Annotated in this window: 18 protein-coding genes and 2 pseudogenes; 11 read left to right on the plus strand and 9 right to left on the minus strand. The window is 41.1% G+C overall.

The window, feature by feature from the left end:
- Window positions 1-321 precede the first annotated feature (321 nt).
- Entirely contained in the window at window positions 322-519 is a 198-nt protein-coding gene (locus ACPK8D_RS06230; RefSeq protein WP_424716982.1) for a hypothetical protein, read from the plus strand.
- 278 nt (window positions 520-797) lie between these two features.
- Here ACPK8D_RS06230 and ACPK8D_RS06235 read toward each other — a convergent pair whose 3' ends face one another.
- On the minus strand, window positions 798-932 hold the full coding sequence (locus ACPK8D_RS06235; protein ID WP_424716983.1) for a hypothetical protein: 135 nt from the start codon (window positions 930-932) through the stop codon (window positions 798-800).
- Between the two features lie 277 nt (window positions 933-1209).
- Window positions 1210-1344, minus strand: coding sequence for a hypothetical protein (locus ACPK8D_RS06240; RefSeq protein ID WP_424716984.1), 135 nt, complete (start codon window positions 1342-1344; stop codon window positions 1210-1212).
- Between the two features lie 23 nt (window positions 1345-1367).
- Here ACPK8D_RS06240 and ACPK8D_RS06245 point away from each other — a divergent pair, with 23 nt between their 5' ends.
- The 6 genes and pseudogenes from ACPK8D_RS06245 (at window position 1368) to ACPK8D_RS06270 (ending at window position 7707) form a co-directional block, all read left to right on the plus strand.
- Window positions 1368-1802 (plus strand): PKD domain-containing protein, encoded by a 435-nt coding sequence (locus ACPK8D_RS06245; protein WP_424716985.1) that lies wholly within the window; start codon window positions 1368-1370, stop codon window positions 1800-1802.
- A 136-nt stretch (window positions 1803-1938) separates the two neighbouring features.
- Window positions 1939-2052 (plus strand): annotated as a pseudogene (locus tag ACPK8D_RS06250) (PKD domain-containing protein); the annotation flags it as partial.
- Window positions 2053-2360: 308 nt separating this feature from the next.
- Window positions 2361-3077, plus strand: coding sequence for a beta-propeller fold lactonase family protein (locus tag ACPK8D_RS06255; protein ID WP_424716986.1), 717 nt, complete (start codon window positions 2361-2363; stop codon window positions 3075-3077).
- Between the two features lie 490 nt (window positions 3078-3567).
- Window positions 3568-4335 carry a hypothetical protein gene (locus tag ACPK8D_RS06260; protein ID WP_424716987.1) on the plus strand — a complete coding sequence of 256 codons (768 nt, stop codon included), beginning with the start codon at window positions 3568-3570 and terminating at the stop codon, window positions 4333-4335.
- Window positions 4336-4602: 267 nt separating this feature from the next.
- Window positions 4603-6705, plus strand: coding sequence for a DUF4157 domain-containing protein (locus ACPK8D_RS06265; RefSeq protein ID WP_424716988.1), 2103 nt, complete (start codon window positions 4603-4605; stop codon window positions 6703-6705).
- 765 nt (window positions 6706-7470) lie between these two features.
- The gene (locus ACPK8D_RS06270) at window positions 7471-7707 is read left to right on the plus strand and encodes a hypothetical protein (RefSeq protein ID WP_424716989.1); all 237 of its coding nucleotides are present in this window, start codon (window positions 7471-7473) and stop codon (window positions 7705-7707) included.
- A gap of 13 nt (window positions 7708-7720) precedes the next feature.
- On the opposite strand, the gene ACPK8D_RS06275 is transcribed toward ACPK8D_RS06270, so the two are convergent.
- On the minus strand, window positions 7721-8011 hold the full coding sequence (locus ACPK8D_RS06275; protein WP_424716990.1) for a hypothetical protein: 291 nt from the start codon (window positions 8009-8011) through the stop codon (window positions 7721-7723).
- 949 nt (window positions 8012-8960) lie between these two features.
- Here ACPK8D_RS06275 and ACPK8D_RS06280 point away from each other — a divergent pair.
- On the plus strand, window positions 8961-10043 hold the full coding sequence (locus ACPK8D_RS06280; protein ID WP_424716991.1) for a hypothetical protein: 1083 nt from the start codon (window positions 8961-8963) through the stop codon (window positions 10041-10043).
- A gap of 206 nt (window positions 10044-10249) precedes the next feature.
- On the plus strand, window positions 10250-10684 hold the full coding sequence (locus ACPK8D_RS06285) for a protease inhibitor I42 family protein (protein WP_424716992.1): 435 nt from the start codon (window positions 10250-10252) through the stop codon (window positions 10682-10684).
- A gap of 286 nt (window positions 10685-10970) precedes the next feature.
- Here ACPK8D_RS06285 and ACPK8D_RS06290 read toward each other — a convergent pair whose 3' ends face one another.
- Entirely contained in the window at window positions 10971-11939 is a 969-nt protein-coding gene (locus ACPK8D_RS06290; RefSeq protein WP_424716993.1) for a mechanosensitive ion channel family protein, read from the minus strand.
- A 787-nt stretch (window positions 11940-12726) separates the two neighbouring features.
- Here ACPK8D_RS06290 and ACPK8D_RS06295 point away from each other — a divergent pair.
- On the plus strand, window positions 12727-15027 hold the full coding sequence (locus tag ACPK8D_RS06295; protein ID WP_424716994.1) for a M4 family metallopeptidase: 2301 nt from the start codon (window positions 12727-12729) through the stop codon (window positions 15025-15027).
- A gap of 207 nt (window positions 15028-15234) precedes the next feature.
- Here ACPK8D_RS06295 and ACPK8D_RS06300 read toward each other — a convergent pair whose 3' ends face one another.
- On the minus strand, window positions 15235-16248 hold the full coding sequence (locus tag ACPK8D_RS06300) for a cache domain-containing protein (protein ID WP_424716995.1): 1014 nt from the start codon (window positions 16246-16248) through the stop codon (window positions 15235-15237).
- A gap of 408 nt (window positions 16249-16656) precedes the next feature.
- Between ACPK8D_RS06300 and ACPK8D_RS06305 the strand changes: the two genes are divergently transcribed.
- Entirely contained in the window at window positions 16657-17433 is a 777-nt protein-coding gene (locus tag ACPK8D_RS06305; RefSeq protein ID WP_424716996.1) for an exodeoxyribonuclease III, read from the plus strand.
- A 39-nt stretch (window positions 17434-17472) separates the two neighbouring features.
- Here ACPK8D_RS06305 and ACPK8D_RS06310 read toward each other — a convergent pair whose 3' ends face one another.
- From ACPK8D_RS06310 to ACPK8D_RS06325, 4 genes and pseudogenes are all read right to left on the minus strand, one after another.
- Window positions 17473-18006: a flavodoxin domain-containing protein gene (locus tag ACPK8D_RS06310; protein WP_424716997.1), complete on the minus strand. Its 534-nt coding sequence runs from the start codon at window positions 18004-18006 to the stop codon at window positions 17473-17475.
- An 838-nt stretch (window positions 18007-18844) separates the two neighbouring features.
- The gene (locus ACPK8D_RS06315) at window positions 18845-20593 is read right to left on the minus strand and encodes an MEDS domain-containing protein (protein ID WP_424716998.1); all 1749 of its coding nucleotides are present in this window, start codon (window positions 20591-20593) and stop codon (window positions 18845-18847) included.
- 1100 nt (window positions 20594-21693) lie between these two features.
- The gene (locus ACPK8D_RS06320) at window positions 21694-25587 is read right to left on the minus strand and encodes a PAS domain S-box protein (protein ID WP_424716999.1); all 3894 of its coding nucleotides are present in this window, start codon (window positions 25585-25587) and stop codon (window positions 21694-21696) included.
- Window positions 25588-26105: 518 nt separating this feature from the next.
- A pseudogene (locus ACPK8D_RS06325) lies at window positions 26106-26876 on the minus strand (sensor histidine kinase); the annotation flags it as partial.
- Between the last annotated feature and the right edge of the window lie 34 nt (window positions 26877-26910).

Here is a 26910-nt window from a genome sequence, read left to right on the forward strand (position 1 = left end):
TGTGTATTTTCTGTATACCACAACTATAATTATTCACCCTTTTTTACTCTATTTCAGCTCACAACCGTGAAAAACAACCCGGGGCACAGAAAAACTAATTTTAGACATTATAACGTGGAAAGCATATAAGTCAAGAAAAAACAGTGCCCTTACTATTTTCAATTGTGCTTTTCATGGTTATAATATTGAGTTACTAAGAATAGATTGTCTAGTTTTATCTGTTAATTGCGTTCGGTTTTCAGTATCAATCAGTAACTCATTTACATGACCCAATCACTTCATTTAGTTAATTGTAATTTTCTAATGTGGGGTTATAATTTGATGGAAATAGAGGTTTCTTTAAACGATTACTACAGCAGTTACGAAACGATGGCTAAAGAAATTCGAGAAGGCATCGATGAGGGTTTCGATGAAAGGGTTATAGAAGGTATTAAGCAGGAATTCGTAGCTGGCATCAGGGGGTGCAGGGTTTCGGGCTTTAATAACAATGAGATGTTAAAGGCATGGAATATATCCTGAAAAGCGCTTTTAATACGGCTTCAGACGAGACTATACGCTTCACGATCAAGCGAACCGTCAGTAATGAATACTGGGAAAGAGTTAGTTCTTCTTTTAAGCAGAAAATGGAGGGGCATGTAGCAAAGAGGTCGAGGAAATAAGGAACGCTGATTTAGAGCTGGAGGAAACTTCTGCTTCCAAATTAAAAAATCGTGTTGATGCGTCTATTGAAAAGATCAAAGAGTACATCGGCAGTGCCTGTGGAAATGTGAAAAGAAATCTCCCTGCAGATGTGATATTCAGGATTTTTTTTCGACAGCCTGCAGGATGAGTTCAACAGAGATCTGGATGAAAATCTGGAAACATGCAAGATGAGGATCTACAAAGAGATTGATAGTAAAATCGGCAATAAGAAGGTTGATCATGAAAGACATTAAGCAGAATGTAAAGGCTTTTGTAAGGGTTTTCATTCAGGTTTTTGTCAGTAACGTAGTCAAAGAATCGACTAAGAAGATGATAAAAAGCCTCTAGAAAGACAAAAGAAGTTACTCGAAGCCAAGAGTAAAAAATATCAGATTGTTCAATATTTCAATAAGAGTTCTTTTTTCAAAAAAGCACTGGAAAACACATAAAATCGGTGTGTGATCTCCCATCATCAAAGGGAACAGAATCCCTGGTAGGGAAATTAGAGTCAATTTATGAGACTACAAGTTATTTCAATAACCCGATAAATACCCTGATCTTGCCAGCTTCTAAATCAATTGTCGCGGTTGCAGCCAGTGCAACAGTATTGACCGCATCTGTCGTCATTCCAATTATATACCCTGCACCCAGTGCAAACTTCACCAGTAACGCCACAGAGAGTGGTTATGTTCCCCTGTCCGTACGTACAGTTTACAGACCTTTCGGAAAATGCAACAGGGTGGAACTGGAGCTTTGGAGATGGGGGCTATTCTTCCGAGAGAAATCCCGTTCATACTTACTATGCGGCAGGAGACTACACTGTAAAACTTAAAGCATCAAATGAAAATGGCACAGATTCAAAAAGCACTAAAATAAAGGTTTTACAACCAGTCGTACCTCCTATTGCAAACTTCAGCAGCAATGTCAGTGAGGGCTATGCTCCGCTTTCAGTCCATTTTGCAGACCTCTCTGAAAATGCAACTGAGTGGAACTGGGACTTTGGAGACGGAATTAGCTCAAGCGAGCAGAACCCAGAGTACACTTATTCTTTAGCAGGAAACTATACTGTTTTGCAGACTGTAGTAGTGCAAATGACACAGCTTCAAAATCTACCACAATAATTGTTTCAAAAAACCAGAAGAAGTACTTCCTGTAGCAAACTTCAGTACCAATGTCAGTGAGGGTTCTGCTCCTCTCTCTGTGCAGTTTACCGATAGTTCAGAAAATGCAACTTCTTTAAACTAAAACTTTGAAGATAGAGATAATTCAAGCGAGCAGAATCCGGTTCATATCTACAATACGGCAGGAAACTACACCGTTTCCCTGACAGCAGCCAATGAAAATGGCACAATTCTAAGCTTTTCACAATAAATATCACGAAATCTATTCCTTTAATTAGCTGGAGTTCTCCCGCTAATATAACCTACGGCACGGGATTGAACAGCACTCAGTTAAATGCAAAAGCTTCAGTTGTTGGTACCTTTTTCTATACTCCACCATCAAGGAATGTTACAATCAAGATCAATAAAGCTACTCCTGTAATTAGCTGGAACAACCCTACTGACATAACTTATGGAGCGAAATTGGATCGTATTCAGTTAGATGCATCTACTTAGGCATCTGGAACTTTTGTATACACTCCAAAAGAAGGGACTGTACTGAGTGCAGGTACACGCACATTGCACGCTGATTTCACTCCTGATGATGCTTTAAATTATACTTCAGCTTCAAAGGAGTTTAGGATCAATGTACTGCCAACCCATGCATATATAACAAACTATGGCAGTGACAGTGTTTCAGTAATTGACACGACCGAAAAAACTGTTACAGCTACCATACCTGTAGGAAAGGGTCTCTCAGGAGTTGCAGTTAACTCGGCTGGAACAAAGGTATATGTGACGAACTCTGACGACGACACGGTCTCTGTGATTGACATAGCAAGCAACACTGTCATAGCTACAATGAATGTCGGAAACGCTCCTGAGGGAGTTGCAGTCACACCGGATGGAAAACAGATATACGTGGCTAATTCAGGCAGTAACACCACATCTGTGATTAATATTCCAAAAACTGCTATAAGCAACGTTGGGGTAGGAGGTAATTCTTTTGGAATTGCAGTAAATCCAGCAGGAACGGAGGTATTTACGACAAACTCTAAAAGTGATTCTGTCTCTATAATTGACACTTTAAACAACTATAATGTACGCAGGGTGACTTTAGATGCGCCTGATAAAATTGCAGTCTCCCCGGATGGAACAAGGGTATATGCGACAAGCCCAGAAAGAAACTCTGTATATATAATTGACACAGATATCTATCCTGTTACAGCCACAGTAAGTGTAGGAAAATACCCTTTTGGAGTTGCTTTCGGGCATTTTAGGGATTCTGTCAGGTGAAGTTGAACCCATTAACATGGTGAACAAATATCTAATTTTTTATTCTATTATTAGTTTTTCATGAGATAGTACTGCATCAACCCTTAATGATTGGATAATTTGGATTAGATATAACTGATTTATACGAACGTTTACTGTTGAAGTAACTAGTGATAGATGCAGAATAACTATATCTTAAAACTTGTTGTAAAAATTAAACAACTCCTCAAGAATTAGGGAAGATTTCGAATAATAGTTTCATTGAAGACGTCTTCTAATACTCCAACATTTCAATCAAAAATGCTAAATTATCTCATTTATCATCGGGTAACGAATTTTTACACAGCTTCGAATACTATGTACACTGATTTTCCTATTTGAATATTGAGGATTTAGAATAAGAATTAGCACTTTTAGGCATGTTGTCTCTGTGCCATATACAAATAAAGATTACTTAATTCTGAATTGACTCCAATTTTTTTTAATTTATAAATGTGTGGTTGTGATCACAATGAATGAAAATGAAACTCCTGCTCCAGGAACTGAAAAGCCATTATTATGGACAGATGCAGACTTTTCTACACAAATAAAATTATTTGAATATCAGCTTTTTATGTTACTGAAAATAAGCAAAGAAATTGATATAACGACGATAACAGATAATCTAAAGAAAGTATATGATGATTATAAAGATGGAAAATATTATGATGCAGAAAAGAAAATAATTTCCTTGAAAAAAGATATCTATGAATTGATTAATAACTTGGACTGGAAGGAGAAAGTTAGATATTTTGCTTTATTATGGGGTATTTTCCCGATTGGATATGCAATTATATCAATGATTATCTCATTTAGCCTAATAATATACAATGGTTCTTATAGTATTTTAGATGTTCCTCTCTGGGCTTCTTGCATAGCTGTAATTGGAACTTCTGTTCAAATCCTTATTGGAATTGTAAATGATATCAAAGATGACGACATAATAACTGAATATAAAAGATTTTGGTATGTAGTCTTACCTTTTATTAGCTTTGTTTTTGGCTTCATATCGTTTCTTTTGCTCAAAGCAGGATTAATTAGCATGACATTAGGTTATATTACGACTAATACAAGTGCGAATATTTCAGCATTTTCGGGATTTTCCAGTGGCCTAATTAATGAACTGTCCGTTAGCCCCCCTCCAGCTGCAGTCATATTAATATGTTTTCTGTCAGGATACGCTACTGAATGGTTTATAAATTTACTGAAGACATATACTACTAAACCGGCGGGTGTATAAGTCCTATTTACACAACTTTAAAAAAATGCTTCAACTGTGTAGTCTTATTCTGTATTCTCCACTTATACTATAGAAGAAAAAGCATAGCCTGGGAAGGATACCTGCAAAGTCAACTAAATCTTTATCGGCTTATTTCGAAATTCTTACAATCCTCTTTCTTAAAGCTAAAATGCCAAACGAGCATGCAAATTCTTGTACTGTAATGAAAATCTATTCTTAAATTTTTAATTTTTTCAGCTCGCAGCTTCATTCCATGGAGAGTCTATCATGCCAGAACACCAGCAAATTAAGCAATCCAAAGGAACACAGCCTCCTTCTCAAAGAAGAATAATCCCCTCTAACCAGTCCTTTGTATCAAATCCTACAGCTATCATCCAGCGTGCCAGAATAGACCCAAAATCTCTAACTTCAGCAGATGTTTTACAGCTCCAGCGAACCATTGGAAACAGGGCAGTTGGGAGGTTGCTTTCAGAGATTAGAAATCCTTCAACGATTCAAAAGGTACCGATTCAGCGGCAAAAGCTGGAAGAAGAAACATGTCATTCGTGCGTGCAAAGACAGGAAGTCCCTGAGGAAGAAGAACCATTGCAGGGCAAGATGACAGAAACTGTTCAACGCCAAGAGATTCCAGAGGAAGAGGAACCTGTTCAAGGTATGTTTAAAGGTAAACCTCAGGAGGAAACATGCTTTTCATGCATGCAAAGGCAAGAAATTCCAGGAGAAGATGAACACGTTCAAGGAAAAATGATGAGAACCGTCCAACGTCAAGAAATCCCAGAGGAAGAAGAACCACTTCAGACAAAGAAGGAAAATAATACCGGAATGCCAGATAACCTCAAAGCTGGTGTGGAGAGCTTATCTGGAATTGATATTAGCGATGTGAGGGTGCATTATAATTCATCAAAACCTGCTGAAGTTGGGGCGTTAGCATATACGCAGGGTACGAATATTCACATAGCACCGCGGCAGGAGAGGCATTTGCCTCATGAGGCGTGGCATGTGGTTCAGCAGGCGCGGGGTAGAGTAAGACCAATGATTCAGTTAAAGGATGTAGCGGTAAATGATGACGAGGAATTGGAGAGAGAAGCAGATGTGATGGGATTGGAGGCCGCGAATCAGCAAAAATATGATAATCTGTTGCCTAAAAAGTTGTATAGTTCTTCCTTAGTAAAGCTTGCAAATTCATCTAATATTATTCAAGGATTTAAACTAAGAACTGAATTTGAATACAGAGGAGTTAAAATTTCTGGGCTAGATTTAGTAAGTATGTTGGATAGTGTTGCACAAGTATCACATTCGCTTCAGTTTATGAAGAGTTTTCTTCAGGCATCTGGAGTATCTGGAACAGATACTGTAGAAATAGGCAAACAAAAATTGACTTTGGGAGAGAATTATTATGTAGGTCTTTTTGACAAGAAATTGCAAACGACAACTTTCGGAAGTGTAGCGCATACAGGTCCATCATACCCAGAGATGAAGGAACCTGTTCTATCTGAAATTACTCGCAAATATACAACGCTGACTCCCGTAGAATATCATAAATTCGGTACAGTTTATCGAAAACTTGGAGGTGAGCCGCGTGTGGCGGCTTTAATGAGAGATGTCTTACTTTCCGAAAATCCGTCGGAAATTCATTTGGAACCTGCAATAGCTAATTTTCTTGGAGCAATAGGAGGAGCAGAAACCTTGAGAAATCCAAGGTCTTTTGTAACTCTATTGATGTTCCTTGACCGTGTTATAGGACACGGATCAAGTTTAGTTGATGAACCTGAACCTCTTTTTAAGGAACCCGAAGATCAACCGACTTTTGCTACAGGAATGGGGGTAGGGACTGAAGATACAAAAACAGGCGCCGGAGGAAAAGTCACAAAAGGGATTGATGTAACACTAGAATTCTTTGGGTTGCCAGTAGAGGGGGAAAAATCTGCAAAAATAAAAAGATTACAAGAATATCTCGCTAATCTAGACTTGGATCAGGCCCTAAAGGAGAAGATCATGAAAAGTTATGATGTTAATCCAAACATCTGGGGTGGGATTTTACCCATGATAGCATCAAATTCTGTAAACCTAGGAAGTGAACCGATTCCTAAACCAGGGGAAAAAAAAGGTATGAATATTGTTCAAGTAAAAGAGGCCACAATGATAATTAATTGGCTTGAATTTAGAATTAGAGATATGAAACAGGAAGAAAGAGCAGAATTTGATAAGAATTTTCAATTAAATCCTAGGGAAGAAATTTTAAAAATGATAAAAAACTTGGTTGATGGTTCTCCAACGACATCTATATTAAATTCGCCATCATTACCTCCTGATCTTGGGGTAGTACCAGCGAAGCTGTCACTACCCCATCTAAGCTTAGATAACCTCTGAGTATAGATCATCTTAAAACATTTAATATTTCTTTGAGTTAACTTCTTCGCAGTCCAAGTTTTGAGAAAGGCCTTAGGTAAGCATATGCTTTTATCAGAGAGTATCTCCATTTACTATTTAGATATACTTCGTTTTATAGCTTCCGCATTTTCAGCAAAATTTGTGATACAGTAGATGTATTTTGCTTTTTTATATTGAGTCACATAAAAATAGAGCTAAAAACTAAGATATATAGTCATATCCTGATAAAATTAACTTCTACTTTTGGAGAACGGATGAAATAATAATCAGCATCAGCTAAAATCGTTGACTGCTGGCGGGGAATTGATTATAAGTATATTTTTTGATATGACTTAGCAATCCATAACAAGCGGTAAATCTAAGAAAATAAGCATATTTTTATAAACGGTGGAACAAAAAAGAAAACAAACCCTAGTAATTGTGAGAAATTTTGCTCGAAAAAGGAATTTTTCAATATAAAAATCAAGGGATAAAACTAGAATTATACTTCCACTATTCTTTTTTCAATAGAAGTTATCCTGTCTATATACTGAGAGCAGATTATAATTTTTATGTAATCTGTAGAGAACCTGCAATATTATCTTCCATATCGGCTTCGGTTCTGCCAAATTGACGGGTGCTAGATACTTTATAGGCCAACCGTAGCTGAAAAATTTCTTAGCCCGTGTAGCCTTGACAGTACCGCAAAGAGAAAGTATTATTTACGTAGTAAAGCAAATATTTCCCATATAAAGTGGTGAGCATATGTTAGAAGCTGATGAAGCTGGTGAAAAAGCAAAACATATCTATGAAGCCCATAAAGAAGAATGGGAGAGTCTATATGATGGGAAAATAATAGCCATAGATATTGATGCTAATGACTTCGCATCTGTTGGTGACCAATTTAGAGAGGTTGGTCTAAAAGCAAGAAAAGAACGTCCTGGTCATCATATGTTCATACGAAGAGTCGGTAAAAATCCTGTAGTTCTCAGATTTAGATAGTAATCTCTCAAATTCATATCTGGATCCCCGAGATAATTTTTAGCCTCTTATTCCAGATGTCGAATCCTCTTTTCGCTGCATACCAGCCAAAAAAGTCATCATCGTCCCCAAGTTTTCCGGAATCAAATTTCTCCATAAAAAGATCCGAGTCCATCTCATATTTTTTCTCGAAATCTTCACAAACTTCCAGGTACTTTTTTATTTTGTATTTAGCCACACGCTGATTCTGCTCCAGCGCTCCACGGATGACCTCACTTACCTCCTGAGGTGTGAAATCGCCTTTTATACCTACAGTGAGAGTCATATTCCTGTCACCGGATAGAATTTGTTTTTCATTTTATAATAAGATGATTAAGAGGATTGCCTGATTGTCGAGAAAAAATATTCTATAGTTTACGATTCAAGAAAAAAGATGTACTATCAATACTTATATTTCAAATACTTAAATCTTATTTTTTGACTATAATGGACCGTCAGTTACTAAAAAGAGAAATCTTAGTAAATAAAAAAACAAGATCTAGCTATTTTGACTTACTTTATATACGGAAGAATTGTGCCCCTATTTTCCTTTATTCTGTGTTTTCCGTGCTTTCTGTGGTTAACCTTTTACTTGAGATTGGTTAAGAAATTTTGGTACTTGGCTATATTTTTGGGTGGAAGGTTTTAGTTGCCCAACCTGTTCTGGCAGCTCACCTATACTATTATCTGGGGATCTCTGGGACCAGGAATATCACAACTTTTTGGTATTCTACGGCGAAACCGTTAGTTTCATTAATGCGTAAGAAAGAGTCAAAATGGGGTTTAGTTTACTGGATCAGGCGGATAGGTCAATCGGGTGGTCAATAAAGCGGAGCTAGCGCCTTTACTGGTACTACGTGGGGGTCACAGAACGCGCCAGTACTGGAGTTTGCCAAGAGTTTTTACACCGGATTAATGAAAGATAACCAGACTATGTACGTGCTTTCGAACCCCAAAGGGACGTTAAAAATCCAGCGCCGTTTAATTCAACCTGAGTAACCTGTAGATTTACTGACCCAGTGCTCATGCGGAGATCGGCTATAATTTATCTTCAAGACGATCACCTTGCAAAACATCCTTGATGGGGGACCAGGGATTATAGCGAGCGCTATCAGTGTGGCAAAAATAATGAGAATTACTAAAAGTAATTAGTTTGGTAATCATTTTTTAAGAAAAATTTTTAGAATCCAGCTTAAGGGGGTAAGAATACGTCTCTATTTGATATAATAACCGAATTGTTTGATAGAAATTCAAGGAAATATCTGTATGTACCGATCGATTTTGACCATGTAAATGGTGCCAATTACGATAAAGAACCGCTTGAAGGCGGCAAGAAATACTTTAGATTATGGCTCAGTGAAATGTTTCTCGCTAAGGACCGGGAGTGGTTTAAAAGCTGGTATCCGGTAGTTCACTCAATCATTCGCTTTCAGTTCGGAACTCAGGAGATAAATCTTCCCTATGTTGCAGGCTCTTTAAACCTCAAAGATATAAACTCCAGCAACCTGGGTAAAGTGATTCAGCTGAATTATCCCATGACTTCACTGATGCCTTTTAACGGAGGAGTCGTGGAGATCACAGCAGGGCTGCTGGCAATGCAGGGAGCGAATTATCTTAACCGATTTATCAAAGTAATGGGAGATTTTGCAAGTATACTCGTTATACCACAGCTATCTGCGGCTCTTAATGTTGCTGAGCCCATTTCGAAGGGAGTTGAAGAGCTTCTCGGTGTGAGCAATGGGGCTCTCCATCTGGGTTTGCATCAGGCGTTTGTCGGAAAAGAAGGCGGCGGTTCAAACAACCTGAAAGCTGGATACATAGCTGCGATACTGGCCCAGCGTAGTGAGCTAGATGCAAAGAAACTGTGGGTTGTAAACGATATGCTCTGCTATGGAACCAGTGTTAATAACAGCAAGCCGTTAACTGGATTCACTTACATGCTCTTCCGGATCGAGAGCCGAGAGCAGAGGGATGATATGGATGGCCTCACCAATATCAGCGTACCTTTCAATGAAGCCATAAGCGCACTGTTGAATGGGGAAAGTGAAAGGGCACACACTCTTTTAAGAGTAGCTATTGTGGCTGCTATGACCTCCCCTGATCTCACCAGGGTGGATAGACGAAGAGTGGTTCAGGCTCTTAAGGATGAGTTTGATGAAGTTCAGAACACAAAGGCATCAACGGAGGGAGAAGTGGTAGCAGCTGGCGCGGTTCCTGATTTAAATACGGTGATGAAGAGAGCAATGCCAGTAGAAGAAGCTCTTGCTCTCGGTGAGCCAACCTTTGAGGAAATATTCGGCAGAGAAAATGTTCAGTAAAGGTGTTCGGTAAATTTCTACAATTCAAGTGCGAAATCCTTACTATAATTGTTCGACATTTATCATTCAACATATTCACCTTGCTCAATATACTGACTATGCATTGCAAATTTCGAAGGTTATATTTTTCTGAGGATACAGGAGGCAAATAGATGAGAAGATCAATGGATACTAATTTTTCTAAATTTTTTAAAAGTTTAAAAATAATGGCACTTTTCGGTCTTATCTGTGCAGTTATCCTTTCCGGCTGTGTTGATAACGGACAAAATGACACGGATAATGATTCCGAACAGAATCAAACGGATAATGCAACCATGGAAACAGAGCAGGTAATAACCGAAGCTGACAACGGAACAATCATAAATCTCAAAAATGGAGAGACTTTTTTCCTTAAGCTCAGGGAAAACCCGTCAACAGGCTATTCCTGGCAACTTAACCTGAGTCAGGGACTCAGCATTCTAAGCGATGAATATACTCAGGATCCGGCTTCTGAAGGTTATACTGGGGTTCCGGGAACTCGTCAATGGGAACTAAAAGCTGTAACTCCAGGCAGCCAGCAGGTAAAAGGGATATACAAACGACCCTGGGAAGATACAACAGGCACGGAGGATAATTTCACACTTAATGTTGAAGTTGTCTGAAATAGATTTTAGCTTTTTGTCTTTATCTAATCCAGAATTTTCTTTATACCGAAGGTTTGGCGTGCTCAGGTATACTTTATTATCTTTTTTCTTATGGAAAATGTATTTCTTGTTTTTTCCAGTTTTATGTCATTTTTTCCGGAAAGAGATTCCCTTTACTTTCAGTTGTTTCCTTTTCCGTAAAGCAGAGAAGTAAAAAGAGAGAAGTAAAAACAGAGAAGTAAAAACAGAGAAGTAAAAAACAGAGAAGTAGAAAACAGAGAAGTAGAAAACAGAGAAGTTAATTTTACTTCACATCTGTTTTTTCTTCTTTACCGGAAGGTTTCCTTGCACCAATACTGGTTATAGTCCCTACAACAATATCCTCTTCTTTTTCGAAAGCTTCCAGAAGCTTTGAGGTCAAAAGGTTATTGACTGCTCTTCTTTTCCTTGGTTCGACCACGTACCTGAATCTCAGTTCTATCCAGTTCTCACTGATCGACGTGTAGATGCCGGTTTGCACATCATAAGTGGCTAGAAAGTATTTCCCTTCCATGTTCAGGAGTTCTTCTTTTGCCCTGGGTTCAAATTCCTTGACTATGGGGTCTGCAACTTTGAGGATAATTTCCTGGGCTTTTTTCCAGTCGCTTCCATAGATAAGCATAATCCGTATTTCGTCCCAGATGAAAGAAAAGTCCCGAGTATAATTTTTGATCGGTTGGGAAAGGACAAAGCTATTAGGGAGCTGAATTATCCTGCCCGTGTACTGGTCCGAATTTCCCCACTCCTTAATCTCCATAAGCTTGGTGCTGAAATTCCCGATATCCAGTACATCGCCTATATTGTCCCCGATCTGGATTCTATCGCCGGCGTTAAATGGGTTGGATGTGATTATAAGAATTCCCCCGGCTATGCCTTTGAGAAGGTCTTGAAGTGCTATTGCAATGCCAGCACTCAGAATCCCATAGGCAATGATAAGGGTGCTGGTTCTTTCAACCCAGATTGCAAAAAATGAAGCCGAAGCAAGAACTGTGACGACAATAGATATGGTTTTGCGCAGAGTATATCGATCTCTGGCAGTCATCACTTTTTTCTGGATAAAATTTCCGGCAAGAGAGTTTATAGTATAGGCAAGAAGGACAACAATTAACGAAGCCAGAAGAGAATCCAAAATGGCGCTGTTCTCATCAAAAAAATCGGTTAAGTACCTGATGTATGCGGTAAAAAATATCAAAAACAGAAGAATGAACGTATTCAGGCTCTGGATAACCCTCATGGACTTAAATATAACTTTTTTTATATATCAATCTGGCCAGTACCTTCTGATGCTTAATTCAGCCAAAGTTAAGGTTTAGTCTGAAATCCTTGCTGCTTTTAATCTTTTAGATTCTGTCCTTATTTTTCAGTTCTTATCCATCATTCTTTTTCACTCTTTTTATTCTTATCACTCTTTTTATTTTTCTTACTACATATTTTTATTACTCATTCTCTATTTTTATTACTGTTTTTTTGCTTTATTACTACGGGAGCGCAGAGGGTCACGAATACCCCTTCCTTTAGGTAGGGGATGAAGTGAACCCTCGCCTCTTCGTATTTCTCTTTAAATATCTAAACCATAGTTTCCTTGTATAGAGATAGTAAATCGGACAGGAAACCGAGGCCAAAATTTCAATCACTTATGTTAAGGAAACCTTGTTAAAGGATACTTAATCATCTGTCCCCAAGTAACCGGGCGGGCGTCCCGAAGCATACCCCATCCTTTAGGGTGGGGTGGCCGCCCGCAATTTGATTTTTATTACTATTTTTCACTTTTTTACTCATTTTCATTTTTACTACTGTTTTTATTTTTCTTAATGTTTTTTTGCTTTATCTTTCCTGTATGTTCGATCCTTTCAATCTACTCAATCTACTTCCCAGTTACTTTCTTTTCCTTTCTCCGGCTTTCAAAGCTTTATAATTATACTTTTTTGCGGCAGGTCAGGATAAATCCAGGATAAGTTCCGGGATAAATTCAGGATGAAAAGGGGATATATCGAGAAAGGAAATTAAGATATGGGGAAAATATGAGGGGATTGAATGAAAAGCAGATAAAAGCTGCCGAAAAACTGAAGGAAATTGACCCTGAATATGAAATTTTCTGGGACACCGGGATGAAAATTCCGAGATTTATCAAAGGCACTCTTTTGAAGCCGTCAGCCGAAAGCCCTGATGAAATAGCGAGAGAGTTTCTGGAAGAATACCGGGAGCTTTCGGATATGCAGCAGGGGCTTGAAGAAAACCTTGAATTCTTCACGACAGAGACGGATTTCTCCGGATTCCACCATGTGATTTTCCTCCAGCATCTCAAAAGTATTCCTGTGTTTGAGGGTTCGGTCCAGGTTCACATAAACCCTGAGGGGCAGGTGATAGCGTACAAGGATTTCAGGCTTGCGGAAGTGTCGGTTGAGCTGGAGCCGAAAATCAAAAGGGAAGAAGCTATTGAACTCGTCCGTCAGGACATCGGTCCGGATCAGGCTATTACAATTCCCCGTTCAAGGCTTATGCTTTTTAGAGACCGCAAAAATAAGCTTCATCTGGCCTGGCAGGTCGAGTCGATCTTTGCCAGCGGATTTGCAGGAAGGTTTCATTTCATTGATGCACATACCGGGGAACAGCTCTATAAGTTTTCTCAGATCCGGGCTGCACTCTCGAGAAAAACGTACAGTGCAAAGACCGAAGCTTTCCTTCCAGGGGAACTGGTGCTCGAAGATGACCAGGCAGCGGCTGATGAGGTGGCAAGGGCAGCCCACGAAAATATGGCAATCGTATACAGTTATTTCAAAAACAACTTCGGAAGGGACAGTTATGATAATAAGGGTTCTCCTCTGGTTTCCACGGTTCACTTCCAGCAGCGGTATAATAACTCTTTCTGGAGCGACTTCCACAAGCAGCTTGTCTTCGGGGACGGGGACGGGTTTCGCTGGAAGCCTATGGCGTTTGCGCTCGATATCGTAGCCCATGAGCTGACCCATGCAGTTGCCGCGCACACAGCCAGGTTCGTGTACAGCGAAGAAGCGGGAGCGCTTGATGAGTCCTTTGCCGACGTATTTGCAATCCTAATTTCAAACGGAGAGAAGATAACAAGCTGGGAAATCGGGGAAGGCGTTTACACACCTTATCACGAAGGGGATGCCCTGAGGGACCTTTCCGATCCTCCGCGCTTCGGACAGCCTGACCATATTGACAACTGCATACGGCTTGCTCCCGGAGAAATTCCTGACCTGGACAGAAACCAGAGCGGGTATATCCATCAAAACAGTGGAATTCCTAATAAGGTAGCTTACCTGATCATAGAAGGCGGAAAACATTACGGGATAAAGGTCAAAGGAATTTCCAGAAAGAAAGCCGAAAAGATCTATTACCTTGCCCTTACTGCTTACCTGCACAGTGCAACTCTCAGCAGGTGGACTTTCCGCGAGGCCAGGTACGCCCTGTTAAACGCTTGCCGCCAGTTGTACGGGGAAAAGGGGCCAGAATATGCGGCAATCAGGAATGCCTGGGCTGCGGTCGGCCTTGGGAGACCGGAAGGAGACCTTATACCGGTTGAAAAGACAACCTTTCCTGAAGTTCCTATCCCGGACATGAACCCTGAAGGTATAGTAAGTTCCATTTATTTTCCTGAAGACGGGCTTGTAAAAGATATACGGGTCAGTGTAAATATCGAACATTCCTATCTTAGGGATATCAGGGTTGTCCTGAATACCCCAATAGGGAAAGGTATAGTCCTGCACGACCGGCTGGCAAGAAAGGATAAAAGCCTTGCCAGAACCTATAATGTGGGTTCCGTACCTGGCCTCATGGTCTGCATAGGGGAGAGAGTTCAGGGGGAATGGAGCCTTAGCGTGGCTGATTATTCGACAGGAAACACAGGTTCTTTCCTGAGCTGGGGAATTAAATTCCTGGTACAGGAAGCTGAGAAGGAAGAGCTTAAAAGGGAAATTTTCCTCTGGCTTCTAATTCCGGATGCCGACCCTGCCGGAATAAAAAGCCGGATCGAAATCGAAAGGCCGGGAAAAATCTTAAGGCTTGAGGTTTCTCTTGAGATCACTCACCCCTTTATCGGGGATCTCAATGCGGAACTTGTTATGCCTTCGGGAGAGAAGCTGACCCTGCTTAACAGGATGGAATCCGGCAAAAAAGAACTCAAAAAAATATTCAAAGTATTCAGTACTGAGACCGATGAGAACTTTCGGCTTGCCATAAGTAGAGAGATGCAGGGAATCTGGACCCTGAAAATTGCAGACCTGGCAGAAAAGCACGAAGGCACCCTTGATAGCTGGGGCCTGCATTTTGTATACGAGATTGACCCCGAATCCCTTCAGTAGTTGCGGTCTTATCCGTAATGCAATCTTATTCCTTTTTCTAGCCTAATTTTGTTCCTTCCCTTAGCCCAATTTTATTTCTTTTTTAGTCTGTTCTTACCTCTTTTTTAGTCTGTTCTTACTTCTTTTTTAGTCTGTTCTTACTTCTTTTTAACCCATACTTTTTCTTTTCTCAGTCCAATTTATTTTTTCTTGCCCAATTTTATTTCTTTAATCGAGTATCTCTGCGCTGTGTTCTGATCTTGCAGGCTGGTTTATAATCAGGAATTTGAGAGTCGTATCACCGGTATTGTATGTCGTCTGGACTGCACCAGCAGGGATGTATACGAGCTGGTCCGGACGTATCTCTACCGGGATTCCGTCAATATAAAGCAGGCCCTGTCCTTCAAGGATATAATGGATTTCGGGATCTTTCACAATATGGGATGCAGCATTTTTTCCGGGGTTTATAATGGAATGGGCTATGCTACAGTTAAGCTCAAGGTTCCTGTCTAGACTTAGGGGGTTCAAGAGCTCGGCAATTTGAAGGTTTCCGGGTTCGTCAGTGTATTTGCACGCTTCAAGATTCCTGCAAACGATATAATTCTCCAGGTACAGGTCGGCCCCTGCGATGTAAGTTTCTCCTCCGGAAGAGACCTTTTTGACGAAAGTACACTTACGGTAAGGCTCGGAACTGTTTCTATCCTGCCAGTTATACTCGATCCAGCCTTCACCATCTTTACTCAGGGCCGTTTCGATAAAGAGTTCTCCAATGGGCCTGCCGTCCGCATCTTTAAGCCCTTTGATATTCTTGCCTTCGCGGCTCTGGTCTGAAGGGCAGACTAGCTGGGTCCCATCCGCGGTCCAGACAAAAATACAGAAGCCGTCCTGGAACCAGGGAGAACCTTCCTCCCGGAATGAGGGAAACAATTCTGCTCCCTGGGCTTCAATGAGCCTGACTGTAGCTCTTACCTTGCTTTCGATATTCTTTCTTTCGCCTGCCAGCTTACTCTCCCCCTTTTCCAGAGTAAGGGGGTCTGGCCCAGGCTTTGAAACAGCAGGTTCGGACATCTCACTTTCTTCCTCAGCCTGCACAGCGCCGGCTACTCCACTGACGTCCGAGCCTATGGTTTCACCTTCAAGCTCGGCTGAGACTGCTGGCATTTCATCCTTACCCCCGCTGGTAAGGATTCCCAGAAAGAGCGCAACTGCAAGCATAATACAGGCAATTTTTATTAAATCCATAAATTTCCCTGCTGTTTAAGTCTAAACCTTCTCAATTACTGAATGAAGGTCATTCTGTATCTTAAGCGATTTTTCTCAATAATTATCTGAAGTATTATTTTATTTTTTCATTTTGTTCGCGTTTGACCTGCATAAAGAATATTTGCTGAGATTATTTGCTGGCTAAATAAGGAGGATTTATTTACTAAGAATTTGAATTATTTTCAATTTATTTTCAATTTAATTCCAGTTCAGTTTCAGTTCAGTTTCAGTTCAGTTAGGGTTTAATTTCGGTTCAGTAAGTTCAATTCCAGTCCGGTTAACTTTAATTTGATTTCAATTTAGTTACAATTTAATTTGATAACTTCCTGCTGCTGTGAACTTCCTGATAACGCAAATCAAATTCTGAAATACAATCAGGGATAGAAAATGTCTGGCCACTGCAACCTTATTTCCTGGAACGTAAACGGCCTTCGGGCTGCAATGAAAAAAGGGTTTCTTGAGCTTTTGCTGGAACAGAAATTTGATATTGTCTGCATTCAGGAAACTAAAGTTTCTCCTGATAAACTCCCAAGGGAAGCCAAAAACATTCCGGGATACTATAATTACTTTGTTTCGGCAGAACAGAACGGTTACAGCGGGGTTGGAGTCTTTTCAAAGAGAAAGCCCCTGAATATCGAAACCGGCATGGGAATCGAAAAATTTGACAGGGAAGGCCGCTTCCTGCGGGCCGACTACGAGGACTTTACCTTAATGAATATCTACTTCCCTAACGGCAAAGCCTCTCAGGAGCGCCTGGAATACAAAATGGACTTTTACGATGCCTTTTTGGACTATGCAAACGCACTCAAGGCAGAGGGCAAAAAGCTTGTCATCTGCGGGGATGTTAATACCGCCCATAAAGAGATTGACCTTGCCCGCCCCAGGCAAAACGAAATGATTTCCGGTTTTCTTCCTGAAGAGCGGGCATGGATGGATAAATTCCTTGCTGCCGGCTATATTGATACCTTCCGCATGTTCAATCCTGAAGGCGGAAATTATTCCTGGTGGTCAGTGAGAACCGGCGCACGCAAAAGAAATGTCGGCTGGCGCCTGGACTATTTCTTCGTAAGCGAAAACCTGCGGAACAATGTAAAGTCTGCCCCGATTTACGCAGACATAATGGGCTCAGATCATTGTCCAGTTGGACTTGAACTTGAATTTTAAATCTGATTTTTATTTTTATATTCTCATTTTGAACCCTTCTTATTCTGGCAAAGCCGATTGAAGCTGCACGGCAAGGTTATTCGCCCAGGTGCGAATTGCCGTCCAATCTCGCACGTCGCTTGCTGGCATTTTGTTTAAGGGGCTTGCCGGCAGCCTGGCAATCAGGTTGTCAGGAAAGCGCAGCTTCTCCGGGTCGTACTTACCGCCAAATATTTCAACAGCTATAGGTGTAAACCAGGGAGATTTCGCAAGCTCCTTATCGAGCTGGGAGCGCACTTCTTCCCACTCCTTTTCGTCATCATGAAGCGGGCCGAGCGCGAAAACCGCCACTGGCTGCTTTGTAAGGGCTTCACGATGTCTCGACAGGAAGCTGTGTGCTTGTTTGTGCCAGTGAAGCGTATAGAGTGGTGCCCCCAGCACTACCGCAGCGTATCCTTCGAGAGACTTTACCTCTTTCATGGACTTAAGATCTACCATAAGCCCACTTTCGTGCATTGTTGCCGCGATTGTTTCGGCCACTTCCTGAGTTGAACCATATCTGGAAGCATAAGCCACCAGTACTCTGGCTTGCATCTGGATCAATCACCCCGCTAGCTTTTATCTTTATCCTGCTACTTGTTTTCTTCGGAAACAATTGATTGCCGGTGCGCCGCATATCTCTAGCCTTTTTTCACTCCCGTAAGTTTCCTTAACTCTGCTCTACATTGAACTTTATCTTGATCCCGGTACTTCTGTCCCTTTATAGTTCTATTTCCCCGCCTTTAACTGGTCAAAAAGAATAATTACAAGCTGCAGATCAAAGGAGGTCTCAAAACGTTCCAGTTTTAGTCAGGGGTTTTACTTAAAACTAAGAATTCTGACCTGATTGTCGATAGGCAATCTTACAGACCCTATCACAGACCAGGATCAAAAAGGAAAGTATCAAGCAGAGTAGAAAGCAAAATAGAAAGCAAGGTAAAAATGGAAGCATAGAAAAGAAAGCAGGATAAAAAGCAAGGTAGAAATGGAAGCAAAATAGAAAAGGAAGCAAAATAGAAAAAGGCGACAAAAACAGCTTAAAAACGGTAAGAAGAAGCCCGGAGACCCCGGACCCGTACTGCATCCCCCAATACAGTCTCTTCGAAGGTATGCTCCCCCAAGCATACGGGCTCGAAGAAAGATCAGTGGCTTCCAGGCGATTTTCTATGGGTAAATTCCAGTTTACCCCTCTACTCCGACTTCCCAACTCCATAATATACTAATAACCTAAATTATTTTAAATTATTTATATCAAAAATTGTTTTCAAACAAATAATATTTTAAGGTTGAAAATTTCAAAGAAAGCGTAGATTTTTATGTTTGTGCAATTAACCGGATCACTTTTCCTGGCACGAACACGTATTGGCGAATGTTGTTGTCTCATTTCTCAAGCTTATTTCCCGATATTGTTAAACCCGATAGCGAATTCTGTTCCCTTATCTCTCCTGAGCTCGATACAACCATCTATCTGTTCAACAAGAATATTCACAAGCTGCAGGCCCAGAGAATCAGGATCTCTGAGATCTACTTCCTCTGGAATCCCTTTTCCGTTGTCTGATACTGTAAGTATATACTGGAAATCTTTGTTCAGGTCACATTTGCAGTCGGCCTTAGAGTCCTGTTTGTTTACGCTGAAGTCTTCCGTTTTCTTCAAGTTTATACTGATTTCCCACTTCTTCCCATCCGGAAAAGCATGTTTCAGAGAGTTTGAGACCAGCTCGTTGATTATGATACCGAGAGGAATTGCGGTATCCATGCCAAGATAAGCCTCTTCAAGGTTCAGTTTCAGGTTGATATCTTCATTTCTGAGATTATATGAGCTGAAAAGTTCTCTGGTAAGCTTCTGAATGTAGGCTGCAAAATCCAGATTGTCCGTTCCTTTGCCTCTGAAGAGTTCTTCATGAATTAGAGCCATTGAAGCTACGCGGTTCTGGCTATCCTTGAAAGCATCAAGTACCTCTACATCACTGAATTTTTCCGCCTGGAGGCTGAGCAGAGAAGAAATTATCTGAAGATTATTCTTGATCCTGTGGTGAATTTCTTTTATGCGAGCTTCTTCAATTTTTGCAAGGGCTTCTTCAGCCCTTTTCCGTTCAGTAATATCCTGAACTGTCCCTTTCATTCGAACAGGATTCCTTTCTTCATCAAAGACAACTTTGCCCTGTTCATTAACTATGCATTCTATACCATCAGCTGAAATTATTCTGAAATCGATGTTGAAAGGCTTTCCATTTAAAGCCTGTTTAACCGCCTTATCTACGTATTTCCGATCATCTGGATGAACATATCTTAAAAAAGCATCGTAATTTGGTTTGAATCCTTGAGGGTTATATCCCATAATTCGATAGGTTTCGTCAGACCAGTATGACTCATTTGTTACGATATTCCAGTCCCAGCTTCCGATATGAGCTATTTTCTGGGCTTCTGCAAACCCTTTTTCACTCTCTTTCAAAGAATTATAAGCCTTCTCAAGCTCGGCTGTACGCTCTTTAACTTTCTCCTCCAGGCTTTCAAATGCTTCTCTCAACTTGATTTCGGCTTCTTCAGCTCTCTTTCGCCCGGTATTCTCTATTCGCTCCCATTTTCCTTCCTTTTTAGCCAGAGCGAATTGATGGTTTGAGACTATCTCAGCAATCCCGGCTATACTGCACTTATGGAAAGAATAGGTACACAGGACTACCATACGATGTTCGCCAATAACACTATCTACCTCTCCCTCATAGTAAATGAAGTCCTGACGATGTGTTTCTGACCAGAAAGAGTCCCCGCTCAATCTCAAGCCATCGTAATTACTGGTAGCCGCCTGATTGAGTTTTTCGATCCACTTTTTTAAGGATTTCTCCGATTCGGAAACATAATCTTTTACATACCAATCTACGTAGGAAACTATCTCGATTTGCCCTTTCTCCAGATAAACCTCTATCTCAGGAATACCTCTTCTCAGGGCCTCCTTTGCTTCTTCTACCTCAAGGAGTTGCGAGACTATCCATATACATAATTCATTATTTTCCAGTCCGGCTTTGAAATAGGGGACAACTATATCCATCAAATCTTCTTTTGTCTGGTAAAATTGACAAAAATGAGTTCCCCAGGGTATGTTTCCAATAATACCAATACCAGATACTCTACTGTTACTTACCATATCCCTCTCCGACATCGGGTATGAAGTCAAAAAGTTTTTACCTCAATCTTTTTTTGCCTTAAGCTACAGTTACCTGTAGATACAGTTTATATTTCATAAGTCTTATATTTTTTTAAAAGAGTTAAATTTATTCTTCGGGATCTATATAAATAAGAATGTATAAAAGGATGTTAATAAATACTTATCCACAGGATTCTTTTTAAAAAGTCTATGTTCATCTCCTGCATACCTGGAATATACCTGGAATTTTCGTCAAAAGGATCTTTGATCGTAAATAAAATAGTAAATATAGTTGATTTGATCCGACAGACTCCTGAGATTTTTGAATCAACAGTTGAAATAAACCGTCTGGATATTACATCTTTTAGTCGATGTTTTACTTAATAATTCAGAGATTATTTTTCTCGGATAACATATCATCAATAATACCAACTTAGATAAAGTATACTTAGCTCTCGAGAAGAACAACAAATCCGGATCTGAGAATTAAATACAAGAGACCAGGATCAAAATTGAGAATATAAAGAGGCACATAAAAAGGCAGAAATCGGAATGTAAGAAGAATCCAGGAAGCTCTGCATCTATTGTATCCCCCAATAAAATCTCCTCGAAGATTATGCTCCCCCAAGCAAACTGCTTCGAAGAAGGATTAGCAATCCCCAGAAGATTCCTCATTTAATGATAATACCCCAGTTGTTCCCCAATTACAGAACAGAGTAATATTATAACTTATTTCATATTATTTATATCAAAAATTGCTTCCAGGCAAAAAATAGTTTGACATAAATAAGTTCAATTTTATTATAATCTTTTAATACATCTATTATTTTTGATTTCATTAAAATTTTCGATATAATATAATTTTTCAATCATATTGAAGTTTTAAGTCAGAAACAATGTTTCGTATCGGTTATGCTATATATAACCGGATCATTATATATGTCTAGATTAAGAGTAATAGGGTTTCCTCTTAATCTTTGGGTTGGATCGCAGGTAGGGACCTGAGAATAGGGACTCAGACCCTACCATCTACTTCTAAACTGATTTTAAAAAACACAGCTTTAAACTCTGCCATATTCGTTATCACTCAGATGGCTGGCTCATGTCTCTATATTGTTAAACCATATGGTGAATTCTGTTCCTTTGTCACTTTTAAGTTCAACACAGCCATCTATCTGTTCAACAAGAATATTTACAAGCTGCAAGCCAAGAGAATCAGTGTCTCTGAAGTCTATTTTCTCTGGAATACCCCTTCCGTTGTCTGCTACTGTAAGTGTGTACTGTAAGCCATCTTTTTCCATACAGTCTTTATCCGGACTGGAGATCTCCCTTCCGGCGTCTGTGGGCTCAATTCTGCGCAGATTTATCTTGATCTCGCCTTCCCTGCGGTCAGAAAAAGCATGATTAAAAGCGTTTGAAACCAGCTCATTTACAATAATTCCAAGAGGAATTGCAGTATCCATGCCAAGATCTACCTGCTGAAGGTCAAGCTTGAAATTGATATCTTTATCTCCCAGATTGTATGAACTGAAAAGGTCTTCGGTTAGCTTCCTCAGATAAGCTGAAAAGTCAAGGGTATCGATTTTTTCTCCCTTATACAGCTCTTCATGAATAAGAGCCATAGAAATCACCCGATTCTGGCTTTCCGTAAAAGCTTCGATGACCTCCGGAACCTTACAAACCTCAAGATGAGAGAATGCTTCGGACTGAAGATCAAGCAGGGATGAGATAACCTGAAGGTTATTCTTGATCCTGTGATGGATTTCCTTTATACGGATTTTTTCCATCCTTGCCAGGGCTTCTTCAGCCCTTTTTTGCTCGGTAATATCCTGAACTGTTCCCCTCATTCCAATAGGGGTATTTTTCTCATCAAAAATAACTTCGCCCTGTGAGTGAAGCACGTGCTCTTCTCCACTAGCTGAAATTATTCTGAAATCAATACTATAGGGCTCGTCGTTCAAAGCTCTTTTTATAACATTATCCACGTGGTCTCGGTCATCGGGATGCACGTAATTTAAAAATAAGTTATAATTTACCTCAAGTTCTTGAGGCTTAAGGCCATAAATACGATAAGTCTCATCGGACCAATATATTTTATCAGTTATAATACTCCGATACCAATTCCCAAGATGAGCCATTTTTTGAGCTTCAGCAAGCTCTTTTTCGCTCTCTTTTAACGAGTCATAAGCTATCTGAAGCTCTACTGTTCGTTCTTTAACTAATTTGTCTAAATTGTCGAGTGTTTCTTTCAGCTTGGTCTCTGCTTCTTTTCTTGCGGTAATATCAGTGACCATCGCCATAGAGCCTATAAACTTACCCTTTTTGTCAAAGAGAGATTTCCAGTTTGCAAACGCCCACAGAGGCGATCCGTCCTTTCGTATTAATTTGATTTCGTAGCCTTCATCGATACCCTTCTCCCTTTTTTCCATGTTCTGCCTGGCGGTTACCTTACCTTCTCCGCTGGTAAAGTCCCAGGCAGGTCTGCCAATCATTTCTTCCTGAGTATATCCAAGCATCTCAGCCATTTTTTCATTGGCATAAGTAGTTCTGGCTTCAGGATCAACTGTCCATATACCTTCGTTGGCTGTTTCTACTATATTGCGGTACTTTTCCTCGCTCTCCCGGAGTGCCTCTTCAGCCTGCTTTCTCTTTGTTATATCTCTAAAAGTTGCCGCAACCTTCCCTTTTCCAGGACTGAAGACATAGGTGTCAAAATACTTGCCTGTTATCTGGCTAAAGATCTCAAAATACGTCGGCTCACCTGAGACCGCTGTTTCGCCGAGCTTTTTGATCAGTATTGGACTCGTATTGGGAACGATCTCTAGAATAGACTTACCCAGTACCTGCTCTTTTTTTAAGCCTGTACTGTATTCATAAACAGGATTTATCTCAAGGTAACGGTAGTCATAAGGCTTACCGTTCTCATCGCTGATTACTTCTGCAAGTAAGAAACCCTCGGTCATGTTTGTAAAGAGAGTGCGGTAGCTTTCTTCACTCTTTCGAAGAGCTTCCTCAGCCTGTTTACGCTGTGTGATGTCGTGGATGATCGAGAAAAGAATGGGCTGGCCCTTGATTGTCACTGGCGAAGAGTAAACCTCTACCCAGCGGACGTCGCCGCTGGCAAGCCGGTGCCGGAAGATGAACACGTTCTTGCCGTGTTCCACAGCCTTGTAACGTTCGGCTGTCACTTCCTCGGGCGGCAGCTGGTTTATCTGGTCGATGCACATCGCCCGCAACTGCTCGCGCGAGTACTCGTAGAACCGGGCCGCCGCATCGTTGGCGTCGATAATCTGCCCGCTGTCGGGCTCGATAAGCAGCATGGGTGCACCGTGTACCTCGAACATAGTGCGGAAGCGCGTCTCGCTCTCGCGTAAAGCTTCCTCAGCCTGCTTACGCTCGGTAATGTCGCGGATGACGGTGAGCATCAACTGCCCACCGTGAAGTTTCAATATTTCCGTGGAGATTACGGCATGCCGCAGATCGCCTTTCCTGGTGCGGAGCTCAATTTCGAATTCCGGGAGCAGTCCCTCTTTTTCAAGGATCCGCATGCACCGCTCGCGGTCTGCAAAGTTAACGTAAATGCCAAGTTCGGCTGAGCGGCGGCCAATGGATTCTTTGCGGCTGTAACCCCAAAGGCGTGTCCAAGTGTCATTGACGTCTACAATCAGGCCCGTTTCAACGTCGCTAATAACCAGAGCTTCCGGAATGGTTCGAAAAGCCACCGCGAAGCGCTCTTCGCTCTCATGCAGCTCTTTCTCCATCTGCTTGCGCTCGGTGATATCTCTGAAAATATATGCAAGCTTTCCCTTTTCAGGACTGAACGCATAAATATCAACATACTTATTCGTCACCTGGCTAAAGATCTTAAAATGCGTTGACTTGCCTGAGTGCGCAACTTCGCCAAACTTTTCAATAGTTGTGGGGGCAGTTTTGGGGAACAATTCCAGTACAGTTCTGCCTAACACCTGATCCTTCTTTACACCTAAACTGAGCTCATAAGCAGGATTTACCTCAAGGTAGCGATAATCATAAGGCCTATTGTCCTCATCAAAAATGACATCTGTAAGGGCAAAACCCTCGGTCATATTTGTGAAGAGCATACGGTAGTGCTCTTCGCTTTCACTTAACGCTTGATAAGCTTTCTGGAGTTCTTCCGTCCTAGCCTGCAGCTCCTCAGATTGTGTCTGGATTTTCTCATAAGCCTCACGTAGAGCTTTTTCTTCCTGCTTGTATTTTGTCGTTTCACGTAACGATAAGACCAGGCCAGTCACGTTCCCGTCGGAATTTTTGACCGGCTCCAGGCTCCAGTCCCAATAGGTGACTCCTCGTTCGGGATGATCGGGATAGACAAACGGCTTGTCCTTGTAGAATACTCCTTCGCCGGTGTCCCGGACCTTCATGAAAATAGCTTCGTTTTCCTCGTGAGGATATAATTCGAAATGGTTCTTGCCGACCATCTCCTCCGGCTTCATCTGGGATGCTTCAGCATAAGCGGGGTTGACCCACACAAAGTTGAATTGCGGATCGAAAAGTGCCAGCATTAAGTCGGTGGCCCGTGTGACGCTTTCCAGCAAGCTTCGCTCACGGCTAAGAGCTTCCTCTGTTTGCTTACGATCTGTAATATCCCGGATGATAGCTACTGTCCGGGGCTCTCCATTGTTATCAATGAAAAAAGCAGTGCTTACCTCTCCCGGGAAGGTGGTTCCGTTCCTGCGCCTGTAGGTGAGCTGGGCTCTTGCCGACCCGGAGCGTGCACGCTCGTCCAGCAGGCTGGATAGTCCCGGGTCTCGCAGGTCAAACATTATATCGCGTCCCTTGCCGATCAGTTCTTGTTCTGTCCATCCAAGCATCCGGCAAGCGGCTGGATTAGCCGATAGGATTTTCCCCCCATCTCTCGGGTCAGTCAGGATGATGCCGTCCATGCTGTAATCGAATAGCATGCGGTACAGCTTTTCGCTCTCCTGAAACTTCTTATCTTTGCTATCACTTCTCATAGTCTTCTCTGACAGTTGGATAAAAAGTCAAAATTTTTACTTCAACGTTATTTCTTTGTTTGAGTTTCAGCTTTATTGGTTCTAAGGTTGTTCGCAGGAGCCAATTTTGTAATCTGACATTTATATAAAGGTTTATTTATACAGATATTGTGTAATAAATATTTTATCTATTAAATTTATTGGACAAAGTTATATTAGATCTTTGTATACTTAATAATCTGCATTAATGGACTTACTGGTAGAAAATGGATTCGACTTGCTCTGACTAAACCCAGAGCCTTTAAACATGCATTTAAAATATCATGCTGCTCTAGGCGTTTGTTCGAGGAGGAATCGTTGCTTTCAGGATTCTTTCTGGATAGATGATACCCCCTTTTATCCTTATTAACGTCCTATGCCTCCTCGCTAGAGAATAAAGAAAACATCAGGCTTAGAGCCTGGGAGGTTGCACCCGCACTTATAAAGATTCAATGTGCTGCAGGATGCCAGCAGTTTGGTAATTCTGAGCCATATAGAATTCAGGCATTTTCAACCAATTGCTGTGGGGATAGCACTGAAGCCTGGTTATTCTTTTCTGTTACTGCGAACCTGATAGTGAATTCGGTTCCATGATCACCTTTGAGTTCAAGTTCCCCATCGATTTGATCAACAAGGGAAGTTACAAGCTGCATGCCAAGGCTATCAAGCTCTTCAATCTCAAGATTTTCAGGGATGCCCACGCCGTCATCGGAGACTTTCAGAACGAAAGCCGTACTATTATAGTCCCCGCTCCCTTCTATACTGTTTATGTATTCCCTGATTCCTTCTTTATGGAGCGTGATCCGAATTGTTCCTTTATTCCTGTCCGGAAACGCATGTTTAAGGGAATTGGAGACCAGTTCATTGATAATTATTCCTAAAGGAACTGCAGTGTCCATATCAAAGAATGCATTTTCTTCCAGATCAATCTTTAAGTTGATATCGGCATTTCCAAGCCTGTATGTCTGGAAAAGGTTCTCAGCGAGCTCTTCGATATATGGTGAAAAATTTAGCTTTTCGAGCCCTTCACCCCTGTAAAGCTCTTCATGAATCAGAGCCATAGATAAAACTCTGTCCTGGCTTTCCCTGAAAGCCGTGAGAACTTCCGAATCCTTAACGCATTCTCTATTTCTGAACTGATCAGCCTGGAGGTCCAGCAGGGAAGAAATTACCTGAAGGTTATTCTTTATCCTGTGGTGAATTTCCTTTTTGCGGGCGGTCTCAAGGTCTTTAAGGGCTTCTTCAGCTTTCTTGCGCTCAGTAAGCTGCGTCTCAATTTCCAACCTTGCGTTATTTATTTCTTCG

Origin of the sequence: Methanosarcina sp., from assembly GCF_049706645.1 — an archaeon.
GTDB lineage: Archaea > Halobacteriota > Methanosarcinia > Methanosarcinales > Methanosarcinaceae > Methanosarcina.